Source organism: Paenibacillus mesophilus, from assembly GCF_005938385.1.
GTDB classification, from domain to species: Bacteria; Bacillota; Bacilli; order Paenibacillales; family NBRC-103111; genus Paenibacillus_AB; species Paenibacillus_AB mesophilus.
Genome location: NZ_VCRA01000013.1, coordinates 59,852 through 83,660, shown reverse-complemented (window position 1 = coordinate 83,660; position 23,809 = coordinate 59,852). Strand labels below are relative to the sequence as shown.

Annotated in this window: 15 protein-coding genes and 3 tRNA genes; 15 read left to right on the top strand and 3 right to left on the bottom strand. The window is 55.0% G+C overall.

Going from position 1 to position 23,809, the window contains the following annotated elements; genetic code table 11:
* The first annotated feature begins 8 nt into the window (after positions 1–8).
* The 11 genes from FE783_RS22305 to FE783_RS22255 all read left to right on the top strand — a co-directional run bounded on the left by FE783_RS22305 (position 9) and on the right by FE783_RS22255 (position 12,849).
* Positions 9–3,020, top strand: a complete 3,012-nt coding sequence (locus FE783_RS22305) for a hybrid sensor histidine kinase/response regulator (RefSeq protein WP_138881607.1) — start codon at positions 9–11, stop codon at positions 3,018–3,020.
* Between the two features lie 31 nt (positions 3,021–3,051).
* Positions 3,052–4,203, top strand: coding sequence for a response regulator (locus FE783_RS22300; RefSeq protein ID WP_238403208.1), 1,152 nt, complete (start codon positions 3,052–3,054; stop codon positions 4,201–4,203).
* A 190-nt stretch (positions 4,204–4,393) separates the two neighbouring features.
* The gene (locus FE783_RS22295; protein WP_138881605.1) at positions 4,394–6,223 is read left to right on the top strand and encodes a glycosyltransferase; all 1,830 of its coding nucleotides are present in this window, start codon (positions 4,394–4,396) and stop codon (positions 6,221–6,223) included.
* A gap of 56 nt (positions 6,224–6,279) precedes the next feature.
* On the top strand, positions 6,280–8,328 hold the full coding sequence (locus FE783_RS38705; protein ID WP_158301970.1) for a BclA C-terminal domain-containing protein: 2,049 nt from the start codon (positions 6,280–6,282) through the stop codon (positions 8,326–8,328).
* Positions 8,329–8,365: 37 nt separating this feature from the next.
* Positions 8,366–9,685 (top strand): RCC1 domain-containing protein, encoded by a 1,320-nt coding sequence (locus tag FE783_RS22285; RefSeq protein ID WP_138881603.1) that lies wholly within the window; start codon positions 8,366–8,368, stop codon positions 9,683–9,685.
* Positions 9,686–10,049: 364 nt separating this feature from the next.
* On the top strand, positions 10,050–11,333 hold the full coding sequence (locus FE783_RS22280; protein WP_138881602.1) for an ABC transporter substrate-binding protein: 1,284 nt from the start codon (positions 10,050–10,052) through the stop codon (positions 11,331–11,333).
* A gap of 145 nt (positions 11,334–11,478) precedes the next feature.
* Positions 11,479–11,865 carry a large conductance mechanosensitive channel protein MscL gene (mscL, locus tag FE783_RS22275; protein ID WP_138881601.1) on the top strand — a complete coding sequence of 129 codons (387 nt, stop codon included), beginning with the start codon at positions 11,479–11,481 and terminating at the stop codon, positions 11,863–11,865.
* Between the two features lie 183 nt (positions 11,866–12,048).
* The gene (locus tag FE783_RS22270) at positions 12,049–12,429 is read left to right on the top strand and encodes a flagellar protein (protein WP_138881600.1); all 381 of its coding nucleotides are present in this window, start codon (positions 12,049–12,051) and stop codon (positions 12,427–12,429) included.
* 108 nt (positions 12,430–12,537) lie between these two features.
* Positions 12,538–12,609: transfer RNA gene (locus tag FE783_RS22265), tRNA-Lys, on the top strand.
* Between the two features lie 70 nt (positions 12,610–12,679).
* Positions 12,680–12,753, top strand: a tRNA-Met gene (locus FE783_RS22260).
* Positions 12,754–12,772: 19 nt separating this feature from the next.
* Positions 12,773–12,849 (top strand) — tRNA-Asp (locus tag FE783_RS22255).
* A gap of 219 nt (positions 12,850–13,068) precedes the next feature.
* Here the strand turns inward: FE783_RS22255 and FE783_RS22250 are convergent.
* On the bottom strand, positions 13,069–14,484 hold the full coding sequence (locus FE783_RS22250; protein WP_138881599.1) for an extracellular solute-binding protein: 1,416 nt from the start codon (positions 14,482–14,484) through the stop codon (positions 13,069–13,071).
* 322 nt (positions 14,485–14,806) lie between these two features.
* Between FE783_RS22250 and FE783_RS22245 the strand changes: the two genes are divergently transcribed.
* Positions 14,807–16,114 carry an ABC transporter substrate-binding protein gene (locus FE783_RS22245; protein ID WP_138881598.1) on the top strand — a complete coding sequence of 436 codons (1,308 nt, stop codon included), beginning with the start codon at positions 14,807–14,809 and terminating at the stop codon, positions 16,112–16,114.
* Positions 16,115–16,165: 51 nt separating this feature from the next.
* Positions 16,166–17,896: a right-handed parallel beta-helix repeat-containing protein gene (locus FE783_RS22240; protein ID WP_138881597.1), complete on the top strand. Its 1,731-nt coding sequence runs from the start codon at positions 16,166–16,168 to the stop codon at positions 17,894–17,896.
* Between the two features lie 188 nt (positions 17,897–18,084).
* Here the strand turns inward: FE783_RS22240 and FE783_RS22235 are convergent, their stop codons facing one another.
* The gene (locus FE783_RS22235; RefSeq protein ID WP_138881706.1) at positions 18,085–19,134 is read right to left on the bottom strand and encodes an LLM class flavin-dependent oxidoreductase; all 1,050 of its coding nucleotides are present in this window, start codon (positions 19,132–19,134) and stop codon (positions 18,085–18,087) included.
* A 403-nt stretch (positions 19,135–19,537) separates the two neighbouring features.
* Between FE783_RS22235 and FE783_RS22230 the strand changes: the two genes are divergently transcribed.
* Both FE783_RS22230 and pelA read left to right on the top strand, forming a co-directional pair.
* Positions 19,538–20,332 (top strand): rhamnogalacturonan acetylesterase, encoded by a 795-nt coding sequence (locus FE783_RS22230; RefSeq protein ID WP_338015888.1) that lies wholly within the window; start codon positions 19,538–19,540, stop codon positions 20,330–20,332.
* 5 nt (positions 20,333–20,337) lie between these two features.
* Entirely contained in the window at positions 20,338–21,837 is a 1,500-nt protein-coding gene (gene pelA, locus FE783_RS22225; protein WP_138881596.1) for a pectate lyase, read from the top strand.
* Positions 21,838–21,889: 52 nt separating this feature from the next.
* On the opposite strand, the gene FE783_RS22220 is transcribed toward pelA, so the two are convergent.
* Positions 21,890–23,704 (bottom strand): glycoside hydrolase family 2 protein, encoded by a 1,815-nt coding sequence (locus FE783_RS22220; RefSeq protein WP_138881595.1) that lies wholly within the window; start codon positions 23,702–23,704, stop codon positions 21,890–21,892.
* Positions 23,705–23,809 lie beyond the last annotated feature (105 nt).

Sequence of the window (23,809 nt, the reverse complement as noted above, 5' to 3'; positions counted from 1 at the left end):
GGACAAAAGTGAATAACAGACAGAAGCTGATCGTTGTCCTGCTGGCGGTCTTTTTGCTATGGAATATTGCGGCTCCGCTGGTAGGGCCGGGCAATCGGCCGACCGCCAGGCAAGGCGTGCTGGACTTGACCGGATGGTCTTTCGCGGACGGGAGCGTCCGGCTTGACGGACAGTGGGAGTGGGTTCCGAATGAATTCGCCGCTCCCGGACAGCCGGGCAGCGGTTCGGCCGTCCGCTATATCGACGTACCGGGCAAATGGGACAAGTCGTTCCCGGACAAACGTCCGACTGCCATCGGCGCCGGCACGTACCGGCTGCAAGTATGGCTTCCCGAGCATTCGCCTTCTTACTTGGCCGTACGGGTTACCAATATTCGCAACTCGCACGACTTATACGTAAACGGGAACAAAGTAGGGTCGAGCGGATCGCCGGCACTTGTACCCGACCGATACGAAGCGAAAAATCATGCCTATATTGCCGGAACCGAAGTGAAAGGGAACAAGCTGGAAATCGTCGTGCACGCCGCCAATTATTCCTATTATGCGGGAGGAGGCTTCTTCCAGTCGATATGGCTCGGCGATATGCAGAGCATCAGCCGGATGAAGTCGTTCTCGGTCGGGGCCGATATGACGGCCTCCATCGTTTTTTTTACAATCGGCTTTATTGCCGCGCTGGCCTACTTGCTGTTCCATCGCCGGCGCGAGCTGCTCGTCTTCGCCCTGCTCAATGGTTCCGTCATGCAATATTTGCTGACGCACGGCGAGAAACTGCTGTATGTCCTATGGCCGGAGTTTGATTACGAGTGGATGACCAAGCTGCAGATGTTTGCAACGCTCCAAACCATTTGCTGCATCGTGGCGCTTGCGTCCATCCTGGCGCAAAACCGGCGGGAGAAGCTGGCGGGCAAATATTTACAGGTTATGTACGCGGGTTTTGGAGCTGTCGTGCTGCTGACGCCCGCCGCCTTGTTTACCCGGATCGGATATTTGACTGTAACCGGTACGTCCGTCGGCTATTTCTTCATCTTCTTTATCTTGTTTCGAGCCGTCTGGAGCAAGCACCGCCATGCTTTCTTCATCATGATCGCAACGCTCGGCGTGCTGGCCGCGGCGCTGAATCAGCTGCTGATGGAGGCGGACGTGCGGAAGCCTTCCTTCGATCCTTCGTTCGAATATATCGTTTTTATGGTCGGCCTCGTGCTCCTGCTGTTCGATACCTATATGAGAGCTCTCGCCGATGCAAGAAAGCTGTCCCGTTCCCTTATCCGCTCCGATCAGCAGAAAAGCGACTTCCTGACCGATACTTCTTATGAGCTGCGCACCCCGATTCATACGATGATGAACTTATGCCATACGCTGCTTCTTGACGGCGACAAGGAGTTCACGCCGAGGCAGCGCCGGGATGTGGAGACGATTGCGGCGATCGGCCGGCGCATGTCCCGACTTCTGGACGATATGCTCGAACTGGCCGAGGCGAACGAAGGGAAGCTGCTGTTCGAGGCCGAACGAATATCCGTCAAGCCTTTGGTGTCCGCGGCCGTCGAGATGATGTCGCCGCTTATGAACGGCAAGCCGATCCGCATCCTCAATCTCGTCCCGGACGGCGCCGCCGTGACAGCGGACGAGGGCAGACTTATCCAAATGTTGACGCATCTGATCTCGAATGCGATACTGCGGCTTGCGGAAGGAACCGTAACGGTGCACGTCGAGTCGAGGGCGAACGAAGTCGCGATCACGGTCCGTGAGACGGGGATATTTGCGCAAACGGATCATCTCGCCCCGTTCCAGGAGACGGCTGCGGGTCCGAATCGGGCGGAGACGCACGTCGCCCGCGTGACGAAGCAGCTGGCCGAGCGGCAGGGCGGCAAGATCGAGGAGCAAGCCGATGCAGACAACGGGAGAGTATGCACGCTGACGCTGCCGGCGGCTCCGAATGTCGCGGCGGCCGCAGGTCGGGGAGCACCTTTATCGCCGCAATCGTCCGGGCTTGGCCGCTCCGACAGAGGGAAAATCCTCGTCGTCTCCGACGAATCGCCGAATTTGCAAATGATGGTGAAGCTGCTTCAGGCCGAGCACTATTACGTTACGGTCATGTCCCATCCGGATGACGTATTCGAGCTTGCACAAGGTTACTTTTCGTACGATCTCATCCTGCTGGACGTATCTTTGCCGGCTATGAGCGGGTATAAGCTGTGCCGGCACATTCGTCAGCGCTATTCCGGGACCGAGCTGCCGATTCTGCTCTTGACGTCAAGCGGTCGTGCCGAGGACGCTGCGGCCGTGTTCGAAGCAGGCGCGAACGACTACGTCGTGAAGCCGATCGATCCTGTCGAATGCTCCGCCCGAATCAACGGCGCGATGCATCTGCGCAAATCGATCGAGGAGCGGATCCGGCTGGAGCTCGCCCTGGTGCAGGCGCAGATCAAACCGCATTTTTTGTACAACACGCTCAATACGATCGCGGCCTTAAGCGAAGTGGATCAAGACCGGACCCGGGAGCTGCTCATGCATTTCGGCGAATATTTGCGCGCCAGCTTCGACAAAAGAAACTTGGAGCCGCTCGTCCCGTTCGAGAAAGAGCTGGAGCTGGTCCGCAACTATTTGCATATCGAGCAGACTCGGTTCGGCGATCGGCTGAAGGTGGAGTATGACGGCGTAGACGGAGTCCGGTTCCTCATCCCGCCACTTACGCTTCAACCGCTCGTGGAGAACGGAATCCGGCACGGCTTGATGAAGAAGAGCGGCGGCGGGACGCTGCGCATCGCGATCGATTCGTCGGGTCAGGATCATATCGGCGTGTCGGTAATCGATGACGGGGCGGGCATCGATCCGGCGCGGATCGGTCTTTTGCTGGAAGGAGCCGGGGCCGGCGGAATCGGGCTGTACAATACGCATAGGCGGCTGCTTCATACGTTCGGCCAAGGGCTCGACATCCATGTCCTCCCTTCGGGGGGAACGAAAGTAAGTTTGCGGATTCCGGTCAAAGCGGTGGAAGAACAGCCGAATCGCGGCATCGGATAACGGAAAAGGGGGAGTATAGCTTTTGCGCTGCATGATTATAGACGACGAGCAGCTGGCTCTCGACAGCATGAAGAAAATGGTCGGGGAGCTGGAAACGTTCGAGCGGCTGGAGACCTACTTGAATCCGCAGGAAGGGATTCGTTCGGCGGAGGCGAGCAAGTTCGACGTCGCCTTTCTGGACATGGAAATGGCGGAGATGACCGGGCTGGAGACGGCGAAATGCCTGCTCGGCATACATCCGGATATGGCCATCGTGTTCGTGACGGCTTATCGGGAATACGCGGTGGAAGCCTATGAATTAAACGTTCTCGACTACGTCGTGAAACCGGTACAGCGCCAAAGGCTCGGCAAAACGTGGGAGCGCGTACGGGCTTTCCTCGCCGCTAAAGCACCGGCGGCCGTAGGGGGGGCTCCTGAGGGCAAGCCTGGTGCCCGGCCGTACGTTCGAGGCTTCCGCCGCTTGGAGCTGATCGCGGCGGGAGGGACGTCACCGGTATCCGGATGGCGGACGACGCGCTCGCAGGAGCTCTTCGCCTATTTCGTCTATCGCCGGGGAGAGGTCGTTCCGAAAGATTTTTTGCTAGACTTGTTCTGGGCTCATCATGATCCGGATAAAGTTTCGTCCAATTTGTACGTATCCATCTCGATCATTCGCAAGCAGCTGAAGCTGATTTCGGACCAAGCCGTATTGGCGAGCATAGAAGACGGCTACCGGCTTGATCTGGGCGACGTCCTATACGATGTCGAGGAATGGGAGCGGGCGCTTCCCGCGGGCGGAAGCTGGCAGCCCGATCAAGTCGATCGTGCGCTGGAAAGCTTGGCTTTGTACCGGGGAGATTACTTGGAGGAGCATCCCTACGACTGGGCCGAGCCGGAACGGCAAAGGCTGCGGTTGTCTTGGTTCGAATGCGCGCGTAGTCTCGCCGAACAGCTTGTGCGGCTGAAGCGGCATAAGGAGGCTTCCGGGCTGCTGTGCGAATTGAGGGAAAGGTTTCCGCTAGTCGAGTACGGCTACTTCGAATTGATGAAGCTGGGAGCGGCTGTGGGCGATCACGATCTTGTTACGCGGGAGTTCGACTTGCTGTGCAAGCGGCTGCTCGAGGAATTGAACGAGCATCCGTCGACGGACGTTACGCAATGGTATGACAGGTGGAAACGCCGAATAGGGGAAGGCAGGGAATAAACCGATAATCCTGAGGATTATCGGTTTTTTGTCGTTTAGAAATGGTTTAGAGCCGTATGCTACAGTGACTAATGCGCAATATGTCGAATTGTGGGAGTATCGTGCCGGTTATCGGCATCTGTTTATGAGGGATCGGGTGCGAAATAGGTCCTAAGACTTAGATTGTCGTACGGGAGGATAACCAATCGGTATGGAAAACAAAACGATGCCGAAAACGGCGATAGTTGTTCTCGCCCAGCACGAATCGCTGTTTCAGCCTTGCCTGTCGTCGATCATTTTATCGACTGACGGCGATTACGAGCTGATCGTGATCAATGCCGGAAATCATCCGGATATCCATGATTGGCTGCATACGGACTCCAAGACGAAGCTGATCGCCACGGCCGGCCGGATCGGCGTGGCCGCAGGCTTTAACCGGGGCGCTGCCGATACCGATGCCGATTTGCTCGTATTCGTGCGCGATCACGTCACGGTAACGGAAGGGTGGCTGGATCGGCTGCACAACTGTATGTACGCGCATGCGGATGCGGCAATGGTCGGGCCCATAAGCAAGGGAGTTAGCGGTCCGCAGAGGCTGGAGATGCCCGGAGACGACCGTCTTGCGCCAGTGGGACTAGCCAACCTTCGAATCGGACAATCGAGAAAAGTTCCGAGGCTGTTAAGTCACCTCCTGATGGTTCGAAAGGATGCGTTCGACCGTTTGGGGGGCTTCGACGAGCGGTTCGGACTCGAGGGGTACGAAGACGACGATTTGTGTTACCGCGCGCTTGAGGACGGCTGCGGTTTGTACGTCGCCGACGACTGCTATGTCCACTATACGCCGCCTCCGAGCTTGTTTCCGGAAGATCCGGCCTGGTATGAGAAACAGCTCCGGGCGAGCCGGTCCTTGCTTGCAGATAAGTGGGGATTCGATGTCACGGACATGCTCCACAATTGGAAGCGGCGCGTCACCGTCAGCTTGTGCATGATTGTCAAAAATGAGGAAAACACGCTCGATCGATGCCTGTCCGGCATAAGCGGGCTCGTAGATGAAATCGTCATCGTCGATACCGGCTCCACCGATAGGACCAAAGAAATTGCCGGCAGCTATACGGATCGCGTGCACGATTTCGAATGGGTGGACGATTTCTCCGCAGCGAGAAACTACGCGTTCAGTCTCGCCACGAAGGAATTTATATTATGGCTGGACGCGGACGACATTCTGCTTCCGCCGGATGGCGGGAAGTTTCGCGAGCTTGTGGCCGCGCTGCCGTGGGATGCGGATGCCGTGTCGATGAATTACCATCTTTCCTTCGACGAGCAGGGCCAAGTATCGTCCAGCCTGCGCCGCAACAGGCTGGTGAAGAGGAGCAACGGGTACAGGTGGATCGGAGCGGTTCACGAATACTTGGAAGTATCCGGCCGTATCATCGATGCGGATGTAGCCGTTACTCACGACAGGAAGCATACGAACTCCTCCCGCAATTTGAACATCTACGAGAAACGGGAGAGCATGGGCGAAATTTTTACTTCTCGGAATTTGTACTATTACGCCAATGAGCTGGCCGATCACGGGCAGTGGGAGCGGGCGATCGAGAAATACGAGCAGTTTCTCGGACGGGGCGACGGATGGATCGAGGATAACCTCGCCGCCTGCGAAAGGCTGTCGGAATGCTTCTATCGGCTAAACCGGATGAATGAGGCCAAGCGGCAAGTATTAAGGGCGTTCGCTTATTCGCTTCCGCGGGCGGAGCATTGCTGCAGGCTCGGGTTTTATTTCATGGAGGAGCGCGATTACGAAGCCGCCGTTTACTGGTACGAACAGGCGACCCGACTGGAGAAGCCGCAAAGCTCGATGGGGCTGTTCAACTTGCCGTGCTGGACATGGCTCCCGCATTTGCAGCTTTGCGTCTGCTACGACCGGATGGACAAGCGGGAGCTTGCGCTGAAACATCACGAGATTACATTGACACTTGCGCCCGATCACCCTAGCGTGGCGGCCAACGTGAAATATTTTGAAAGCTTGCGTGTGCAGGCTTGATAGATCCGATGACGGGTTTTAGGCAATTATTCTCATAGATGATGGAGGAATTACGAGTGAAGGATCGCAAACAAGGATGGTTGAAGGGCTCCATGGCGTTTATGCTGCTCAGTCAAGCTTTCGGCAGCATCGCTTATGCAGCCGATGGGGATGCGGCGGGTAACGGAGGGGGAGCTTCCGCATTTCCGGATATGCAGAATGCGGCATGGGCGGAGCGGGACGTCAACAAGCTGCGCTCTCTTGGAGTCGTAACGGGGGACGATTCGGGGCTGCTCAATCCGAACCAGCCAATCACCCGCCAGGAAGCGGTCATTATGGTCGCCCGTCTGCTGCGGGTAGCCGGACAGCCGATCCCGACGCCGCCGTCCCAGCTTCCTCTGCAGACGGACGAATGGGCTAAGGAATATGTAGCGCTGGCGCTCGATAAAGGGATACTTGTCGCCCAGGAGGAGCTGGAGGGCGCCGCCCCGACGGCAGGCTGGAACCGCCAAATCGCCACTCGGGAATGGATTGCCCGGCTTGTCATGCGTACGATAGGCAATAAGGGGGCGGAGCTTTCCGGTTCCGGAGCGGGAGTCGCATTCGCGGATATAGGCGACGCGTCGTCCTGGGCCGCGACGTACGTGCAGCAGGCGGCCAAACTGCACATTATCGACGGCTTCCCGGACAATACGTTCAAGCCGAGAGATCCGGTTACGCGTGCGCAGGCCGTAGCGATCCTGAGCGGCGTGGATCAGATCCTGATCGGCAATTCCGAGAGCGTCACCCGCGGGGTCGTGCAATCGACGAGCGGGAACAGCGTAGTCGTGACGAAGCAGGACGGCAAGAACGAGACGTTCACGATCACCCAATCTACGGTAAGCTATGGCAACATCAAGCAGGGTGCTTTGATTACGGTAGTGCACTTCGGAGCGGTGGCCAGCTTTATCGAGACGGTAGCGGACTCGCGAAGCGCGCAAATCAAACTGCTTCAAGGCGAAGACGGCAAGCAGGGAGAGAAAGGCGAGCAAGGAGACAGGGGTGACAAAGGCGAGAAGGGTGAGAAGGGCGATAAAGGAGAGCAAGGCGAGAAAGGTGAGAAAGGTGAGAAAGGTGAGAAAGGTGACAAGGGCGAGAAGGGCGATACCGGCTGGGGCTCGAAAGGCGCGACCGGGGAGACGGGCCCTGCCGGAGCGACCGGTGCAACCGGGGCGACAGGCGAGCAAGGAGCGACGGGGGCGACAGGTCCTGCTGGAGCGGCAGGAGCGACGGGGGCTATGGGTCCTGCGGGCCCGACAGGAGCGACGGGAGCAGCAGGGGCGATTGGAGCGACGGGAGCAACCGGAGCTACCGGTCCTTCGGGCCCTGCCGGTGCGACAGGAGCAACAGGCGCGGTAGGCCCTACAGGGGCAGCAGGTGCGATTGGAGCGACGGGAGCAACCGGAGCAACGGGTCCTGCCGGCCCTGCGGGGGCAACAGGAGCAACAGGTCCCGCGGGGGCACCCGGAGCCGGCTTAACGGGCGTCGTCGCCTATAATCCGGCGCAAGTACCGATCTATTTGACGGGTCAAGTCGTAACCTATAATGGCAGCACTTACGTCGTAAACTCCGCCCCGGCGGCGCCCGGCGTGCCGGGTGTTTCTCCAAGCTACACACTGTTGGCCGCTGCGGGAGCGACCGGAGCGACGGGAGCAGCCGGGGCAGCCGGAGCAGCCGTCGAAGGCTCTTTTGCAGGCAACACCAGCAGTTCTTCAATTACCCTTATAATGGCCGGGACGAATTTGCCGCTTCCTGACGGCCAAGTATTGGACGGAGTTACCGCCAACGGATTAAATACAGTGTTTACCGTAACCACGGCAGGAACGTATTACATATCTTACTACGTCAATATAACTTTTGCCCAGATTATGAGTACGCAGCTTTCCATTAACGGCGTGCCAAATACTCAAAGCCTGTTTGCTCCGCCTTCTGTTAAAGACCATTTTTCCAGTTCGCTTATTGTCAATTTGTCAGCCGGGTCGACGATCAGTCTTCAATTGTCCGGTTTGGTGGGAATCGCCACACTTCAAACCGGCGGCGGCGCCGGATTAACCATCATGAAACTGAAGACGGCAGCACCGGGGTAATGGGCAAGTTACGAAAAGAAAGGCAGGTGAACGATCGTTGAAACCATTCAAGCCATTGAAAATGAACCGGAAGGCGCTAGGTACGGTGCTCGCTTTCGGTTTGGCGCTTCCGACCGCTCCTTATGTATGGGCCGAAAGCGTAGCGGGATCGGCGGTCACGCAGGCGACTTACGCTCCGCAAGGAGTCTTGAAGACAGTATACGGCACGGTCGTCATTCCAGCCATGAACATACCCCCAGTCGTACAAGCGGTATATAAAGTAACCGATGCGGTTTACCGCAGCGACGCTTCATTATTAGCAATAGGTAGCTCGCATACGCTCGCGCTTGATTCGGACGGAGCCGTATGGGCATGGGGGAATAACGGCTTCGGCGAACTGGGAGACGGAACCGCAAGCCTCCGCGAGACGCCTGGGCGAATAACCGCCTTGGGCCGTGTCGTGCAAATAGCCGCAGGCAATCACAGCTTGGCGCTAAAGGACGACGGGACGGTGTGGAGCTGGGGGTATAACAGCAACGGACAGCTCGGCGACGGATCGACCGAGAAGCGCAGCACTCCCGTGCAAGTTGGCGCCCTGCAAGGAATTGTCCAAGTGGCTGTCGGCTTTACGCATAGTCTTGCACTGAAATCGGATGGGACAGTCTGGGCGTGGGGCACGAATGAACACGGCGAAACGGGTACGGCGGATTCCTCCGATAAGCTCGCTCCCGCACAAATTCCCGGCTTGAACGGAGTCATATCGGTAAGGGCCGGCGGCTGGTACAGTATGGCGCTGAAGGGCGACGGTACGGTTTGGGCGTGGGGCTTGAACAAAGACGGCGAGCTGGGAGACGGTACGACGATAAGCCGGCAAACGCCCGTGCAAGTCAAGGGATTAACCGACGTTGCCGCCGTATCTTCGGGTTTGACACACAGCCTTGCTTTGCGGAAGGACGGAACCGTCTGGTCTTGGGGCGGAAACCGATATGGGCAGTTGGGCGACGGAACGAATGCGGACAAGCTGATCCCGGGTCAAGTGTCCGCCATAAAGGATGCCGCATCGATCGCCGCCGGCTCCGAACATAGTCTGGCGCTGCTGGCAGACGGCTCCGTATGGTCTTGGGGCGCTAACGGTTATGGTCAGTTGGGCCACGGCGACACGACGACAAATCGGTCTGCTCCTTTGCGCGTAGAAGGGGTGCAGGCGAAACAAATCGCGGCGGGCTGGGGAGCAAGCGGCTTCCTCGATGCCGGCGGTGTTGCCCGCCTGTGGGGATTGAACAATAACGGCAAACTGGGTAAACCGGTAAAAACGGTCATGACGGCAAAACCTGAAGCCGTCGCGGGACTGCCGGCGATCGTGCCGAAGAAGCAATAGTCTATACGGGTAACAAGCCTATAACCTTGGTTCGTCTCCGGCGGACCAAGGTTATTCGGTTTCGGATCGCCTATCATTTCTCCAATTATGCACAATTTTACGGCGGAATAGGACCAATACAGAGGAACCGGTCTTTCCTATACTTAGGTTAGATCGAATCCATTTTTGGAACAGGGGGGGAACAAAGTCGGCGGCTACCCCGGCATCCTGCATGAACCGATTGGCTCATCGAGCGGCACGGCGAAGCTGTAAGCGGAACAGCACAGGGAGATGGCGGGATCGACGGTAAAAGATAACCTTATCAGAGCAATCGGTACAACCTAACTTGTAAGCGTTTTCAAAATTCTATATCGGGGGCGGGAACATGAAAAAAGTCGTACTGGGCTTGATCGCGGCAACAGTGCTCGCAAGCGGCTGCAGTTCATCGCAGAAAGCAACGACAGACAAGCAAGGTGAGACGAAAGTAAGCACCGAACCGGTTACTTTGAAAATTTATAATTACGGCGCGTTGACGCCGGAAATCATCGAGAAGCTATTCGTGCAGCCCGTCAAACAGAAATACCCGCACATTACGCTCGAGGTCGTCAAGCTAAGCGACGTTCCGATCGCGAATATCGCGGTAAGCGGGAACGAGATGGACATTATTACAGGCTGGGGCAGCCTGCTGGACCAATTCGGCAATTACAAGCTGCTGACCGACTTGAATCCGTATATCAAGAAATACGGCATCGACTTGAACCGGTTCGACAAGTCCAATCTGGACGGCGTCCGGCTTCAATCCGATACGATCGAGAAGGGCAGTCTGATGGCTTTGCCTTTCGGCTACAATTACTATGCGACGTTTTACAACAAAAGCATCTTCGACAAGTTCGGCGTCCCTTATCCCGGTGACGGCATGACTTGGGACCAGGCGATCGAGATCGGCAAGAAGCTGACGCGGATGGATGGCGGAGTGCAGTATAAAGGGCTCGATCCGGAAGGGATCGAGAAGGTGGCAAACTCGCTGTCGATCCCGTACGTCGACCCTGTCACGTTAAAAGCGGCCGTCAATACGGACGCATGGCGCAAAGCATTCGAGCTGACCAAACGGATCAACGATATACCCGGCAACGATTTTCAGATTACGAGCCACAGCGGTACGGTCAAACGGTTCGTCAAGGACAAAAATGTGGCGATGCTGGCCGCTCCTGAAGTATTGAACAGTATGAACGACGCCGACTTCGATTGGAACATTGCGGAATACCCGAGCTTCCCGGAGAGACCGCACACATCGGGAGTCGTGCAAACGTTCGTGCTGCAGATCGCTTCCAACAGCAAGCATAAAGAGCAGGCGATGCAGGTCATTCAGCTCGCGACGTCCGACGAGGTGCAGACGGCACTCAGTCGGTCGGGCATCATGCTGAGCGCGCTGCAGAACGAAGCGATCAACAAAAACTTCGGGGCCGACAATCCTCTGCTCAAAAACAAGCACATCGAAGCCATTCTGAAAACGAAGCCGGCTCCTTATGTCGTCGTGACCCGCTTCACGAAGGCAAGAGGCATACTGGAGGCCAAGTACAAAGACTATGCCGCAGGCAAGAAAGACGTCAACACCGCTCTCAGGGAAGCGAACGAGGAGATCGACGCCTATATTGCCACGGAGAAGTAATCGGTCTACAAAGAAAACAAAAGTCCTATCCATTCAAGAGGCCCGCCCGCAAGCGGGTCTCTTTCCGTCAGACGAACTATTGACATTATGGCGTCTATTACTCATTATCTTGGTTAAGAGTTGAAATGCCTAAGGAGGTTGCACGATGTGGAAGGAGTTTAAGTCATTCGCTTTAAAAGGAAACGTGCTCGATCTGGCCATCGGTGTCATTATCGGAGCCGCTTTCGGGAAAATCGTAACTTCCTTGGTGAACGATATCCTGATGCCCATTCTGGGACTGCTGCTCGGAGGTTTGAACTTTACCGGGCTGGATCTCACATTCGGGGACGCGGTGATCAAGTATGGAGCTTTTCTGCAAACCGTGCTCGATTTCTTTATCGTCGCCTGCTCGATCTTCATGATGATCAAGCTGCTGAGCAAGTTTAAGCGCAAAGAGGAAGCGAAGCCGGCAGCGCCGTCGGCCCCGTCGAAGGAAGAAATACTGCTCACCGAAATCAGAGATTTGCTGAAGCAGCAGCGAGGCGTGCAATAACTGAACAGAACCTTCAAATTAGGCTTACCCGAAAACGGACCCTTTCTTGGGTCCTTTTTTGTTTCGTCCAATGTTGCAAAGGCGGGAAATAAAGGTACATTTGGCAGCTGCCCATTGTTCGATGAAAAGGCATATAGTAAAATGGATATAGGACTTTTTACTTATAGTCAGGGGAAGATCGGGATGAATTTAAAAGTAGATCATTGTCCGGGCTGCGGCTCCATCTACCAAAAAAATTTCCGGAATATGTGCAGCACCTGCAGCATGAAGATGGATCGGGATCTGGCCGATTGCATCGATCACCTATGGAAATTTCCTAACGTGACAACCGATGAGCTGAGCGAGGCCACGCAAATATCCGTAACGTCCATCTATAAATTCATTAAGGAAGGCAAGATTGCAAAAACCTATGGCCGCCTGACTTATCCTTGCGAATGCTGCGGTGTTTCGATCCGCAGCAACCGGCTGTGCGGCGATTGCTCCCAAACGTTTAAAGAGGCAGCGAAACAAATAAAAGCAACGCTTATCCGTACGCCAGCCAACGTCTACAACATTAATAAATGAATCTGGCGAAAAACATGTTGAAAGTTTCGGACGGATGTGGTAAAGTAATATTCGCTGTACAAGGTTGACCAAGCTGTACAAGGCATGTTACAATAGTTTTCTACTTGCAGGTCCGTAGCTCAATGGCAGAGCAACCGGCTCTTAACCGGTAGGTTGTGGGTTCGACCCCCACCGGGCCTATCTTACTTCAAATGAAAAGCTTGCTTTACTTCTCGATTCATAGTATAGTGAGTAAGCTGATCTTTAACGACGCGGGGTGGAGCAGCCCGGTAGCTCGTCGGGCTCATAACCCGAAGGCCGCAGGTTCAAATCCTGCCCCCGCAATTTATTTATTTCCCAATGCGGAGCTGTGGTGTAGAGGCCTAACATGCCTGCCTGTCACGCAGGAGACCGCGGGTTCGAATCCCGTCAGCTCCGCCATTAGATTTATCTCCCTTCACGGGATGAGAACCTTTAGGTTCGTCGGAGCTTTGCTTCGTTAGCAGACGCTTCGCAGTCTCGGAACGAAGTGGAGAGTATCCCGTCAGCTCCGCCATTTGATCTAATTCAACGAATCCGCCTTTATGGCGGTTTTTTTGTTTTATGGTTATATCCGCCCCGGAGCGGGATTGGTCCGGGGCGGCTAGAGACATCCTAAGATTAATCGGCTGAGTCCACGCGTCGAAGAGAGGTCAGTCGTTCGTTTAACGTATGCTCGTCGATCAGGCCGGACCAGAACATTTTAAGCAAATGCCGCAAAGACTCGAATGCCCGCGCCGGCCAATTTAATTCGGAATGAAGCCGATACGAAGGGATGATTTCGCGGAACAAGGAATAATGTCTGGGCCGGTTCAGCCGGAATTCCTCCGGACACGGATCTTCTGCGGCCGGCTTCATGGCGGGAATGCTGATCGTGTGCCGGCGGATAAGGTCTTGCGCTCTCCTGGAGGCCATATAGTCGACGAACCGTTGAGCCGCTTCTTTTTGCCTGGAATGCTTATTCACGATCATGCCGATCGAGAGGAGTAAAGTTATCGGGATGTGTATAAACGGTACGGGCGAAATATCGTAATCGAGATCGGAATGTTTAAAGTCGTTTAAGCTGCTGTACGTAGCCAGCAACATCGATATTTTGCCTTCCAGAAATAATCGGCTCGCATCCGTGCTGCTCTCGGACAAGTAATTCGGGAAAATATCCCGGTTGCGTGTCAGCTCCCCGCATAGCAAGATGCCTTCCATAAGCCGGGTTCCTCGTATATCGCCCGGCAGTTCCCCTTCCCGCGGGAAAGATTGTCCGCTTTGCAGCAAAAAAAGCGGCCAACGGTTTTCCGACACTTGAAAAAAGTAAAAGCCGTGCTTCTGGTTAGGTACGGTCAGCCGGGCGGCGGCCTGCACAAGATCGTCCCACTTCCATCCGGAGTCCGGCTCAGGAAGCTTCGCTTCGCGGAAATGGTTCCTGTTGTAGCACAGCACTAAGGGAGAGAACGTTACAGGCTGGACATACAAGGTGCCGTCAACGGCAAAAGCTCCGTTCAAGAAGGGATACATCTCCGCATTCGCCTTCTGTTCCTCAAGCAGCCCCGTATAACCGCGTTCCACGAGTTCGTTGAAATTCATGTTGTTGAGAGTGAAGATGTCGATCGCGCCGGTCTCCATTTGCTCCTTTATCGATTCGATATAGGTGCGGTTCGAGAACAGGCCGTCTGCCGTTCCAGTGACCGGTTTTACCGCGATCGAAGGATGCAGGGCGTGAAAATCATCGAGGAGCCGCGTAAACTCCAAATCCCTCGCAATGGAAGGCGTACAGCCGACGGTCACGGTTACCCGTTCCCGCTCCGCCGCTTTGATCACCCGGCTGCCGACTTTATCGATCTTGACGATAAAGCCCTCCTCCACCAAAACCTCCAGTCCTTTGCGTACCGAATTGTTGCTGAGTTCATATTGCTTGGCGAGCAAGCTCTCGGCAGGCAAATATTCGCCTACGGAGTATGTGCCCTCTATAATGCTGCTGCGCAGCTGCTGAATCATGGCTTCGAGACGGATTCGAAACGTTTTGCGGCTGGCTTTCTCGGACATAGCTTCACCTTCGGTCTAATTGATATGTATTATTATATACGAACTACATGTAAATTAAAAGAGGAAGTCGTAATGTTGATTTCTGCTTGCTAAATACATGGCTGGAACGATGTGAAGTAGGATTTGTCTCGTATTCATATCGTTAATTCACATTAAATTGATAAAATAATAAATTGACAGCGTTTACTTGTTGTTATTATAATGATTTTGTGAATTAATTAATGAATTAGTTTTATTAATTCACATTATTGTGCACTTAGATGTGAATTAGATTTTGGGGGAACGCACACAAAACTAGGATGGAAAGGGGCAATACGGAAACATGAAACGGTTGTTCATGGCTGCATGCTTATGTTTATCGGGAACCGTCGCGCTGACCGCTTGCGGAGGGGGAAATGACGGCGCCAAGCCGGACATCGGGACGAAGGAAGTCAGCGCCGAACCGTTCACGATGACGATATATGCGGCGGGGGTCAAGCCGGAGGAGTTCGATGCAAGGTTTCGCAAAGCGTTGGAGAGCAAATACCCGCATATTACGTTCAAGTACAGAACTAGCGATAAAGGGTCTTCGATCCAGGAACTCGTCGCCCAAGGCGACATTCCCGATTTGATCCGTACGGATATCCCGTCGCTCAAAACATCGTACATCGATCTCGGTCTGGCCTACGATTTGCGGGAGCAGGTGAATGCTCACAAATATTCGACAAATCGGTTTAATCCGGTTTTCGTGCAAGAAATCATCGATGTAGTGAAGACGGGAGAGCTATACGGTTTGCCCGTGCCGCCTTACTTTCCCCAAGTGCTGTATTACAACAAAGATTTGTTCGATAAATTCGGTCAGCCGTATCCGAAAAACGGCATGAATTGGGATGAAATCTACGAATTGGCCAAAAAGCTGACGAGGGTGGACGGGGATCGGATCTATCGGGGCTTCAGCGCAGGCACGATCGCCTTGTTGAGAGACAATCCTTATTCGCAGCCGATTCTCGACCCGAAAGCGGACGGCTTGTCCAATCCGGACGTGTGGAAAAAATTGTTCGAAAACTTGAAACGGTTTTACGATATTCCGAACAATACGATTGCCAAGACGGCGGTCGAGGAAGGGGCCGTATTCGGCCAAGGCAGCGTGGCGATGCAAGTGAACCAGTACAGCATCTATGTCAGTCTGCCTCCCGAGCTGAACTGGGATATCGTATCCGCCCCCGTGATGGAAGGCGCTCCGAAGCTGATGCCGCAGCGCGGCCCGGCCTACTGGTCCGTTACGAAGCAAAGCAAGCATAAGAGCGAAGCGTTCCAAGCTATTATGACGATGCTGTCGGACGAAGTCCAAATGCAGGACTCGCGGAACGGCATTCCGACTACGCTTGCGAATAAAGATATCGCGGCGAATCTCGGAAAGGATCATCCGATATACAGCAAAAAAAATACGAATGCGGTCAATTACTATGAGCCGATACCGCCGACGGCAAAGCGCCAAAACGGGTTGACCGACATTCCCGTGGGCACGCAGCAAAATATTGTCGCCAACAACTTCCAGAAGGTCGCGACGAACGAGATGGATATCAACACGGCTCTGGGCGATATAAGCGAGAAGCTGAAGAAGGAAGTAGAGAAGGAGAAAAGCAAATAAGGACATCAATGGTTCAGTCAAATATACAAAATAAATCAAGGAGGCGGTACCATGTTAAGGAAATGGAGCAGCCGAATAGCTCTCGCGACGGTATTATTTTTGTCTTTGCCGGTTATGTCGGCTCGCGCGGACTCGACCGACCGGGGCGGCAAGGAATTCGGCGCAATCGGAGAGTATGTGCGACAAGTTGTGCAGCAGGCGGTATACGGGAGCGACCCGAATCCGATGCGGATTTATTCCGTCAAGGATTACGGTGCAGCAGGCGACGGAGTAACCGATGATACGGCGGCGATACAAGCCGCGATCGATGCGGCAGGTCTTGCGGGCGGTGGTGTCGTTTTCCTGCCTCCGGGCACTTACAGCGTCAAGCGGTCTTCGCCGGCAAGGAGCTACAATTACAGCTTGCTTATTAAGGAAAGCAATGTGACGATCGAAGGCTCGGGCATGGGCGCCTCCGTACTCAAGATGGCGGACGGCGAGAACGGTACGGTATTGCGCACGGTCATCAACAATCAAGGCATTGACGGACCGCTTGCCAAAGCGCTGAGCCATATCCGGATCGCCAATCTGACCATCGACGGCAACTGGAACAACGTGACATGGGCCGGGCCGACCGGAATGGAAAGCAACGGCATTTACGATCAGAATGGCCTTACGCTGTCGACTACTTCGAATTCGAAGGTCGAGAACGTACATATCAAACATATTGCCCAGGACGGACTTTCCGGCGGCTCGAACCGCAATTTGACGATTGTGAACAGTATCGTCGAGCATACGGGGAAAAACAATATCGCGATGTTCCAGTCCACAGGAGTAAAAGTGATCAACAACACGCTGAGAAACGCGAACGACTCCCCGGACGGAGGAGTAAGCAAGCCATACTACAATACATCCTCCGCCAAATATTCCAGCATCGCCTTCGCCTATTCGCCGGTCGTCGCCTATACGGGCACTACGAAAAATTTCAGTCTCGCGGTCGGCAACCGAATCGAGACTTCCACCGGACGCGGAATAAGCGCGGATTATCAAGCGAACAACCTGATCATCGAAGGCAACGTAATAGAGAGTACATCGGGACGCAATCTGATCGGCTTGCAAATGCCGAACAATATATCGCCGCTGCCGTCCGGCTATGTGATCGCGAACAATATTTTGAGCAGCAATGCGGCGTCGCCGGGCGGTACGCGGACGATCAGCGCCGTTAATTTGCAGAATTTGCTCGTTACCGGCAATATGATACAAGGAGGAGGCCTTGGCGTCGTGTTGGACAATGTGGCGAATTCTACGATCGAAGGCAACATGATCGCCGGCATCGACAACTCAAGCGCCGCGTTTGCCGGCGTTAACGTACGGTCCAGCGACGGCATTACGATTAGCTCGAACGACTTGCAGAGCTCTACCGTGAAATTTACGGTCGCCCCTTCGGCTAACATCAGGCTGCTTCATAATAATTTAGGAGCCGCGCCTTCAGGCTTGTCGTTCCTAACAAACTTCTCGTCGTTCGACAACCGGGGGTATGATCCGTATACGGCTCCGTTAACGGCCGCTTTCGTTTGGAGCGCCGTAACTATACCCGCAGGAGGTTACGCGGAATTTGACGTTGCGGTACAAGGCGCTATGTCCGGACAATTTGCTCTGGCCGGTAGCGATACGAGCACGGGGAGTCTCGGAGTAAGCGCTATGGTAGTCGCTCCGGACCTTGTCCGCGTGGTGCTGACCAACATGACGGGATCGGCGGTAAGCTTGCCGGCAGGGAACTGGCGGGTGAGAGTGATGCAGTAGCGGCAGCAGTAGCAGCTTGCGGGGACAAAATAACGGTCTTTTGGGTGCCAAAGACTCTTATGTCCAATTCGTGAAGTAAAACCGGAGGCCGCGCCTCCGGTTTTTACTTTCCCAATTTTGAGTTTTATAATTTCGGGGTCCCCGCAAAGTACCACTTTGTGGGGTTGCTTTAACGGCCACGAATCGGATTATGCCTTCTCGCCGTGCCGGGCAAGCTCCTTGCGCACGATCGGCGCGACTCTGGTGCCGAGCAGCTCGATAGCGCGCATCACTTCACGATGCGGCATCGTGCCGACATTGACATGCAGGAAGAACCGGGTCACTCCCAAGTTTTTGCGCAGCAAAACGATCTTCTCCGCGACAAATTCAGGGTCGCCGACATAAAGGGCGCCGCGAAGGCTGCGTGCTGCGTCATAAGCTTCACGGGTATAAGGAGGCCATCCCCGTTCGCGTCCGATTACGTTCATTTGGGCTTGCGTCGAAGGGAAAAAGAAATCGGCGGCTTTCTCGGTCGTTTCTCCGACAAATCCGTGCGAATGCGTCGCAATCGGCAGCGTCTCGGGATTGTGTCCGGCCCGTGCGGCAGCCTTCTTGTACAGGTCGACCAGCGGAGCGAACCTCTCCGGCATTCCGCCTATAATGGCGAACGCGATCGGAAGGCCGAGCATGCCTGCCCGAACGGCCGACTCCGGATTCCCGCCGCTTGCGATCCAGACCGGCAGCGGGCTTTGAACGGACCGGGGATAAACGCCGAGGTTGTCGATCGCCGGACGATGACCGCCGCGCCAAGTTACTTTTTCCGAGGCACGGATCGCGAGCAGCAGCTCCAGCTTTTCTTCGAACAGCTCGTCATAATCTTCCAGGCTATAGCCGAACAGGGGAAACGATTCGATAAACGAACCCCGGCCGGCCATAATTTCGGCTCGACCGTTAGAGATGCCGTCCAAGGTGGAGAACGCTTGATACACGCGTACCGGATCGTCCGAGGATAGCACGGTAACGGCGCTCGTGAGCCTGATCCGCTTGGTCATGGCTGCGGCGGCCGCCAGTACGACAGCGGGCGAAGTGCCGGCATAATCGGCCCGATGATGCTCCCCGATTCCATACACATCCAGACCGACCTGATCGGCCAGCACGATCTCCTCAACCGCATTGCGCAGCCGCTCGGCATGGCTGATGACCGCACCTGTCACCGGATCCGGTGTTGCTTCCAAAAATGTACTGATTCCTATTTCCATGTTCTGTGCCAGATCGGCCAATGGGATTCGCCTCCTTTGATATTTATAGTTTACTCATTTTTTTATGGTTTCTCAAATTTAGTAAGTTATAATCGGCACGGAGCGGCTGGCGATGGACGTTCGATGAAATGGCGCAACATTGATACTGCACGTAATGGTGAAGTCGTTTTTTAGTTATTTACAGAATATGAATACGTATAATACAATTACAAGTAGACGCTGTATTACATGAGTTTTGTATTAAAGAAAACGTATTCTTTTAATTATTTAGAAATCGATTACTATCAATCATGATCAAACGTTCACAATTCCGGATCTTCCGGGGAAATGGGAGGCAGACCACATTGACTCGCAGCATCGATCAAAATCGTCTGGAACTATTCATGAAGGGGGAGAGGGCACGATGCGAAACAAAGGCTTTACCGCCATGCTCATTCTCGCGCTATCCTTGCTGTCCGGGGCGTGCGGAACGAAAGGGGGGGACAAACCGACTATGCCGCCGTTAACCCTTTATTTGGCAGGAGACTCCACGGTTGCAAGCTATCTCGACAAAAGGGCGCCGTTGGCCGGATGGGGGCAGTTTATCGGAACTCATTTTACGGATCGGGTGACGGTCGTAAACGCCGCGGAATCGGGCAGAAGCTCCAAAAGCTTCATCGATGAAGGGCGGCTGCAAAAAATAAAGGAAGAGATCCGAAAAGGCGATTATTTGTTCATCCAATTCGGGCATAACGACGAGAAAACCGACCAGGAGCGCCATACCGATCCTTATACGACATACAAATCATACTTGAAGCAGTATGTCGAAGCAGCCCGGGAGAAGGGGGCGTTTCCGGTTCTGATCACTCCGATGAATCGGAGAAATTTCAATCCGAACGGTACGCTCGCCATGACGCATGGTGCGTATCCCGCCGCCATGATCCAGCTTGGCAAGGAGCTGCAGGTTCCGGTTATCGATTTGCACACGAGCAGCAAGAAGCTGTTGGAGCAGCTTGGCGACGAACCGTCGAAGAAATTGTTTCTATGGCTTGAACCCGGAGAAAACGCCAATTACCCGGAAGGGTCGAAGGACAATACGCATTTTAACGAAAACGGCGCTTCGGAGATGGCCGGGCTGGTCGTTCAAGGAATCCGGGAGGCGAAGCTGCCGCTTCTCGATTATATAAAGAATACTAGCCCGGAACCGGTGCATAAGTAAGCGGGGTGAAAACAATACCTAAGCATACACGCAACAAAACGATTGTGATCGGCCTATTGGCCGCAATCGCGCTGCTGTCGGCGGCCGTCCTCATAGTTTCGCAGTGGGGGACACAGCAATCGGCAGAAGACGCCGGGTGCAAAGACAACTGCATTCCCGCTATCGTGAAAGCCGAAGTTGTCGGGCCGAACCGGGTGGAAGTGACATTCAGCGAGAAGCTGGCATCGTTCGTCCCGGACGATCTGAAATTCGCGGTCCCGACGGGAACGTGGAGCGAGCTCGATCCGAAGCTGAACCGTTTTCTCAACGTAACGCGTACGGAAACGAGAACGAATGAGCGGAACCATACCGTCGCTTCCTATGAATTGAAAGAAACGCTCCAACCGGATGGGACATGGGCGGCGGCGAAAAGCCGCGATCCGAAAAACGTCAAGCTGATGACGGCTAAATATTACTTGGGCATTCGGGCGAAGGATGTCGCGCAAGCGGACAGCTTGCTCACCTGGCAGATGGAGCATGGCGGCTGGTTCAAAAATATGGGGGCCGCCTACGCCCGGCCGTGGGACGGCAAAGAAATGCGCACCGAGCTGTTTACCCGGGCAGGGGAAGAGATCGGTACGATCGATAACGGCGCTACAACCAATGAAATGATTTTCATGGCGATCCTGTATGACGAGACGAAGGACGAACGATACAAGCAATCCGTCCGGAAAGCGGTCGACTATTTGCTGAAGATGCAAGTTCCGAGCGGCGGATGGCCGCAAGTGTATCCCGCGAGAGGAAACTATTCCGACTACGTGACTTATAACGATAACGCGATGACGCGCACCATGGAGGTACTTCGTCTCATCGCCGACAGAAGCTATCCGTTCGATACGGACGTGGTTGACGATACGCAGCGCAGCCGGGTGGGGCAGGCGCTCGACCGGGGTCTTGATTATATTTTGAAGTCGCAGATCAAAGTCGGCGGACAACCGACGGCGTGGGGAGCGCAGCACGATCCGATCACCTACGAGCCCCGCGGGGGACGGCCTTATGAGCATCCGTCGATCGCGAGCTCCGAATCGGTGGCGGTCGTCCAATACTTGATGGCGATACCGAATCCGCCGAAGGCAGCGGCCGACGCGGTACAAGGGGCGCTCGCCTGGCTGGAGCAGGCGCGCATCAAAGGGATGAAGTACGATATGAAGACGCCGATCGGCTCCAATTTCGTCTCCGACCCGAACGCCTCGACATGGTACCGATTTTACGAGATCGGAACGAATTTGCCGATCTTCTCCGGGCGCGACGGTGTCATCAAGCGCAATGTGCTGGATATCGAGGAAGAGCGGAGAAACGGCTATACGTGGGGGGGAGACTGGCCGCAGAAGCTGCTCCAAGTGGCCGCCACGACCGGATATTATGAGAACCGGGTGTACGTCCGGGTGACGGGTACCGATTCGAGAAGCGAATCCGGCCATCCGCTTGCGCCCGGGAAGCTGGTTAAGGTGACGGGAAAGCAATAACGTTGAAGACCGACCTTCGCGACGAATCGCGAAGGTCGATTTAAGATCAAGCTTATTGCGCAGGCGATGGCGGCTCAGGTACCTTGCCGTTGTTAATTTGCCGGATGATCTCGAAAGGAAGCTTCGGCTTGCGGTCGTACGTCATCAGTCCGTTCATCTCCTGCTCCACGTCGGTCAGCTGCGTATAGCAGAAGCCTCGTACGACGGGGCTGTTCAGCAGCGGGTGGACTACGTCGGCGAGACGGTTGATGAAATCGGCCTCGTCCTTCGCGCCGGAGTACCCCCAGCCTTCCCCCGACGTCTTCTTGAAGGCGATCCCGCCGAATTCGCTTACGAGAATAGGCTGACCCTCGTAGCGGAAGCCTGGCGCGAATATGCGGCGTCTGGCAGGTTCGGACTGCACAGCGCTTTCGGCGGAGGCGTACCGCTCCGTTAGCACATGCTTTCTCCACTCGTAGTCATGAATCGTGCACAGGTCGGAAACCGCATGCTCCCAACCGTCGTTGGAAACGACAGGCCTCGTAGAATCAAGCGACTTCGTCGTGTAATACAGCGCCTGCGCATGCATTTGCTGCTGCTTGTCGTTGGAAATGTTCGGCACGCCCCAGCTTTCGTTCAAAGGCACCCAGACGACGAGGCAAGGGTGGTTGTAGTCGCGCTCGATCGCTTCCAGCCATTCCTTCGTCATCCGCCGCGCGTAAGCTTCCGTGTATGTATACGCGTTGGCCATTTCACCCCATACGAGCAGGCCGAGCTTGTCGCACCAATACAAATACCGCGGGTCTTCGATTTTCTGATGCTTTCTCGCGCCGTTGAAGCCCATCGCTTTCGTCGCCTCGACATCGTAGCGGATCGCTTCGTCCGTAGGCGGGGTGAGCAGGCTTTCCGGAAAGTAGCCTTGATCGAGCACGAGCTTCATGTAGTATGGGGAGTTGTTCAAATACAGCCTCCCGTTGTCTATCGATATTTTACGCATGCCGAAATAGCTGCGCACATGGTCGATCGGCCGGCCGTCCCTCTCGAGCGTGAACTCGACATCGTACAATCTAGGCGATTCCGGTGTCCACCAGCGGCGGCTCGCTCCTCCGACCCCGGAACCGTAGCTGTCGGTCAGGCATATGCTGCGCGATTCCGTTTCTCCCCGCATGCTGAATACGTCCTCCGCGACGATCTCTCCGGAGAACGATACGATCGTCCTGACGGCCAGAGTCCCCGCTCCGCGAGCGCCGTTCGCGTATGGCTGCGATAAATGAAATTGCATATGTATGCTGTTCCGGTCGATGTCCGGAGTGAGCCGGACCGATTTCAGGCAAGTATCGCCTACCGCTTCGAGCCAGACGGTTTGCCATATTCCGGTCGTCCGCGTATAGAAAATACCTTCGGACTTATCCTTCCAGTACTGCTTGCCGCGAGGCAGAGCCAAATCTTTCGCGTAGTCCTGCGCACGCACGACTATCCGATTATCCTTATCGGTCAGCGCAAGCGTAATGTCGGCCTCGAAAGGCGTATGCCCGCCTTCGTGCACAGCGACCTGTTGGCCATTCACCCATACTTTGGCTGCGTAATCAACCGCTCCGAAGTGCAGAATGACACGTTTGCCGACAAATGCCGGCGGCACGTCCCAATTTCGGCGGTACCATACGATGTCGTGAACGGACGTATCCCCGATGCCGCTAAGCTTGCTTTGGAAGCAGTAAGGGACGGTGATCGATTTCGTAAAAGACGGACCGTCCGCATACCAGCGCTGCCGCTCTCCTTCGTCGCGGTCGTCGAATTCGAACTCCCATTGCCCGTTCAGGTTGATCCAGTCGTTTCGTTCGAACTGCGGGCGGGGATACTCGGCTCTTGGCAAGTTCAAGCTGCTCATGCTATCTCTCCTTTAGGTTCATTTATTATTGAAATAAAACAATAATAATTGAGTGAATGGGTGTAAAGATGGCGGACAATCATGTCCGCGCATTGAATGTACAAG

Excerpts from the sequence above, each read along its gene's own strand:
- FE783_RS22250 (WP_138881599.1), bottom strand. The coding sequence starts at position 14,484 with ATGTCCGAGAAAGCCAGCCGCAAAACGTTTCGAATCCGTCTCGAAGCC.
- FE783_RS22230 (WP_338015888.1), top strand. The coding sequence starts at position 19,538 with ATGCGAAACAAAGGCTTTACCGCCATGCTCATTCTCGCGCTATCCTTG.
- mscL (WP_138881601.1), top strand. The coding sequence starts at position 11,479 with ATGTGGAAGGAGTTTAAGTCATTCGCTTTAAAAGGAAACGTGCTCGAT.
- FE783_RS22220 (WP_138881595.1), bottom strand. The coding sequence starts at position 23,704 with ATGAGCAGCTTGAACTTGCCAAGAGCCGAGTATCCCCGCCCGCAGTTC.
- FE783_RS22235 (WP_138881706.1), bottom strand. The coding sequence starts at position 19,134 with ATGGAAATAGGAATCAGTACATTTTTGGAAGCAACACCGGATCCGGTG.
- FE783_RS22245 (WP_138881598.1), top strand. The coding sequence starts at position 14,807 with ATGAAACGGTTGTTCATGGCTGCATGCTTATGTTTATCGGGAACCGTC.
- FE783_RS22295 (WP_138881605.1), top strand. The coding sequence starts at position 4,394 with ATGGAAAACAAAACGATGCCGAAAACGGCGATAGTTGTTCTCGCCCAG.
- FE783_RS22240 (WP_138881597.1), top strand. The coding sequence starts at position 16,166 with ATGTTAAGGAAATGGAGCAGCCGAATAGCTCTCGCGACGGTATTATTT.
- FE783_RS22280 (WP_138881602.1), top strand. The coding sequence starts at position 10,050 with ATGAAAAAAGTCGTACTGGGCTTGATCGCGGCAACAGTGCTCGCAAGC.
- FE783_RS22300 (WP_238403208.1), top strand. The coding sequence starts at position 3,052 with ATGATTATAGACGACGAGCAGCTGGCTCTCGACAGCATGAAGAAAATG.
- FE783_RS22270 (WP_138881600.1), top strand. The coding sequence starts at position 12,049 with ATGAATTTAAAAGTAGATCATTGTCCGGGCTGCGGCTCCATCTACCAA.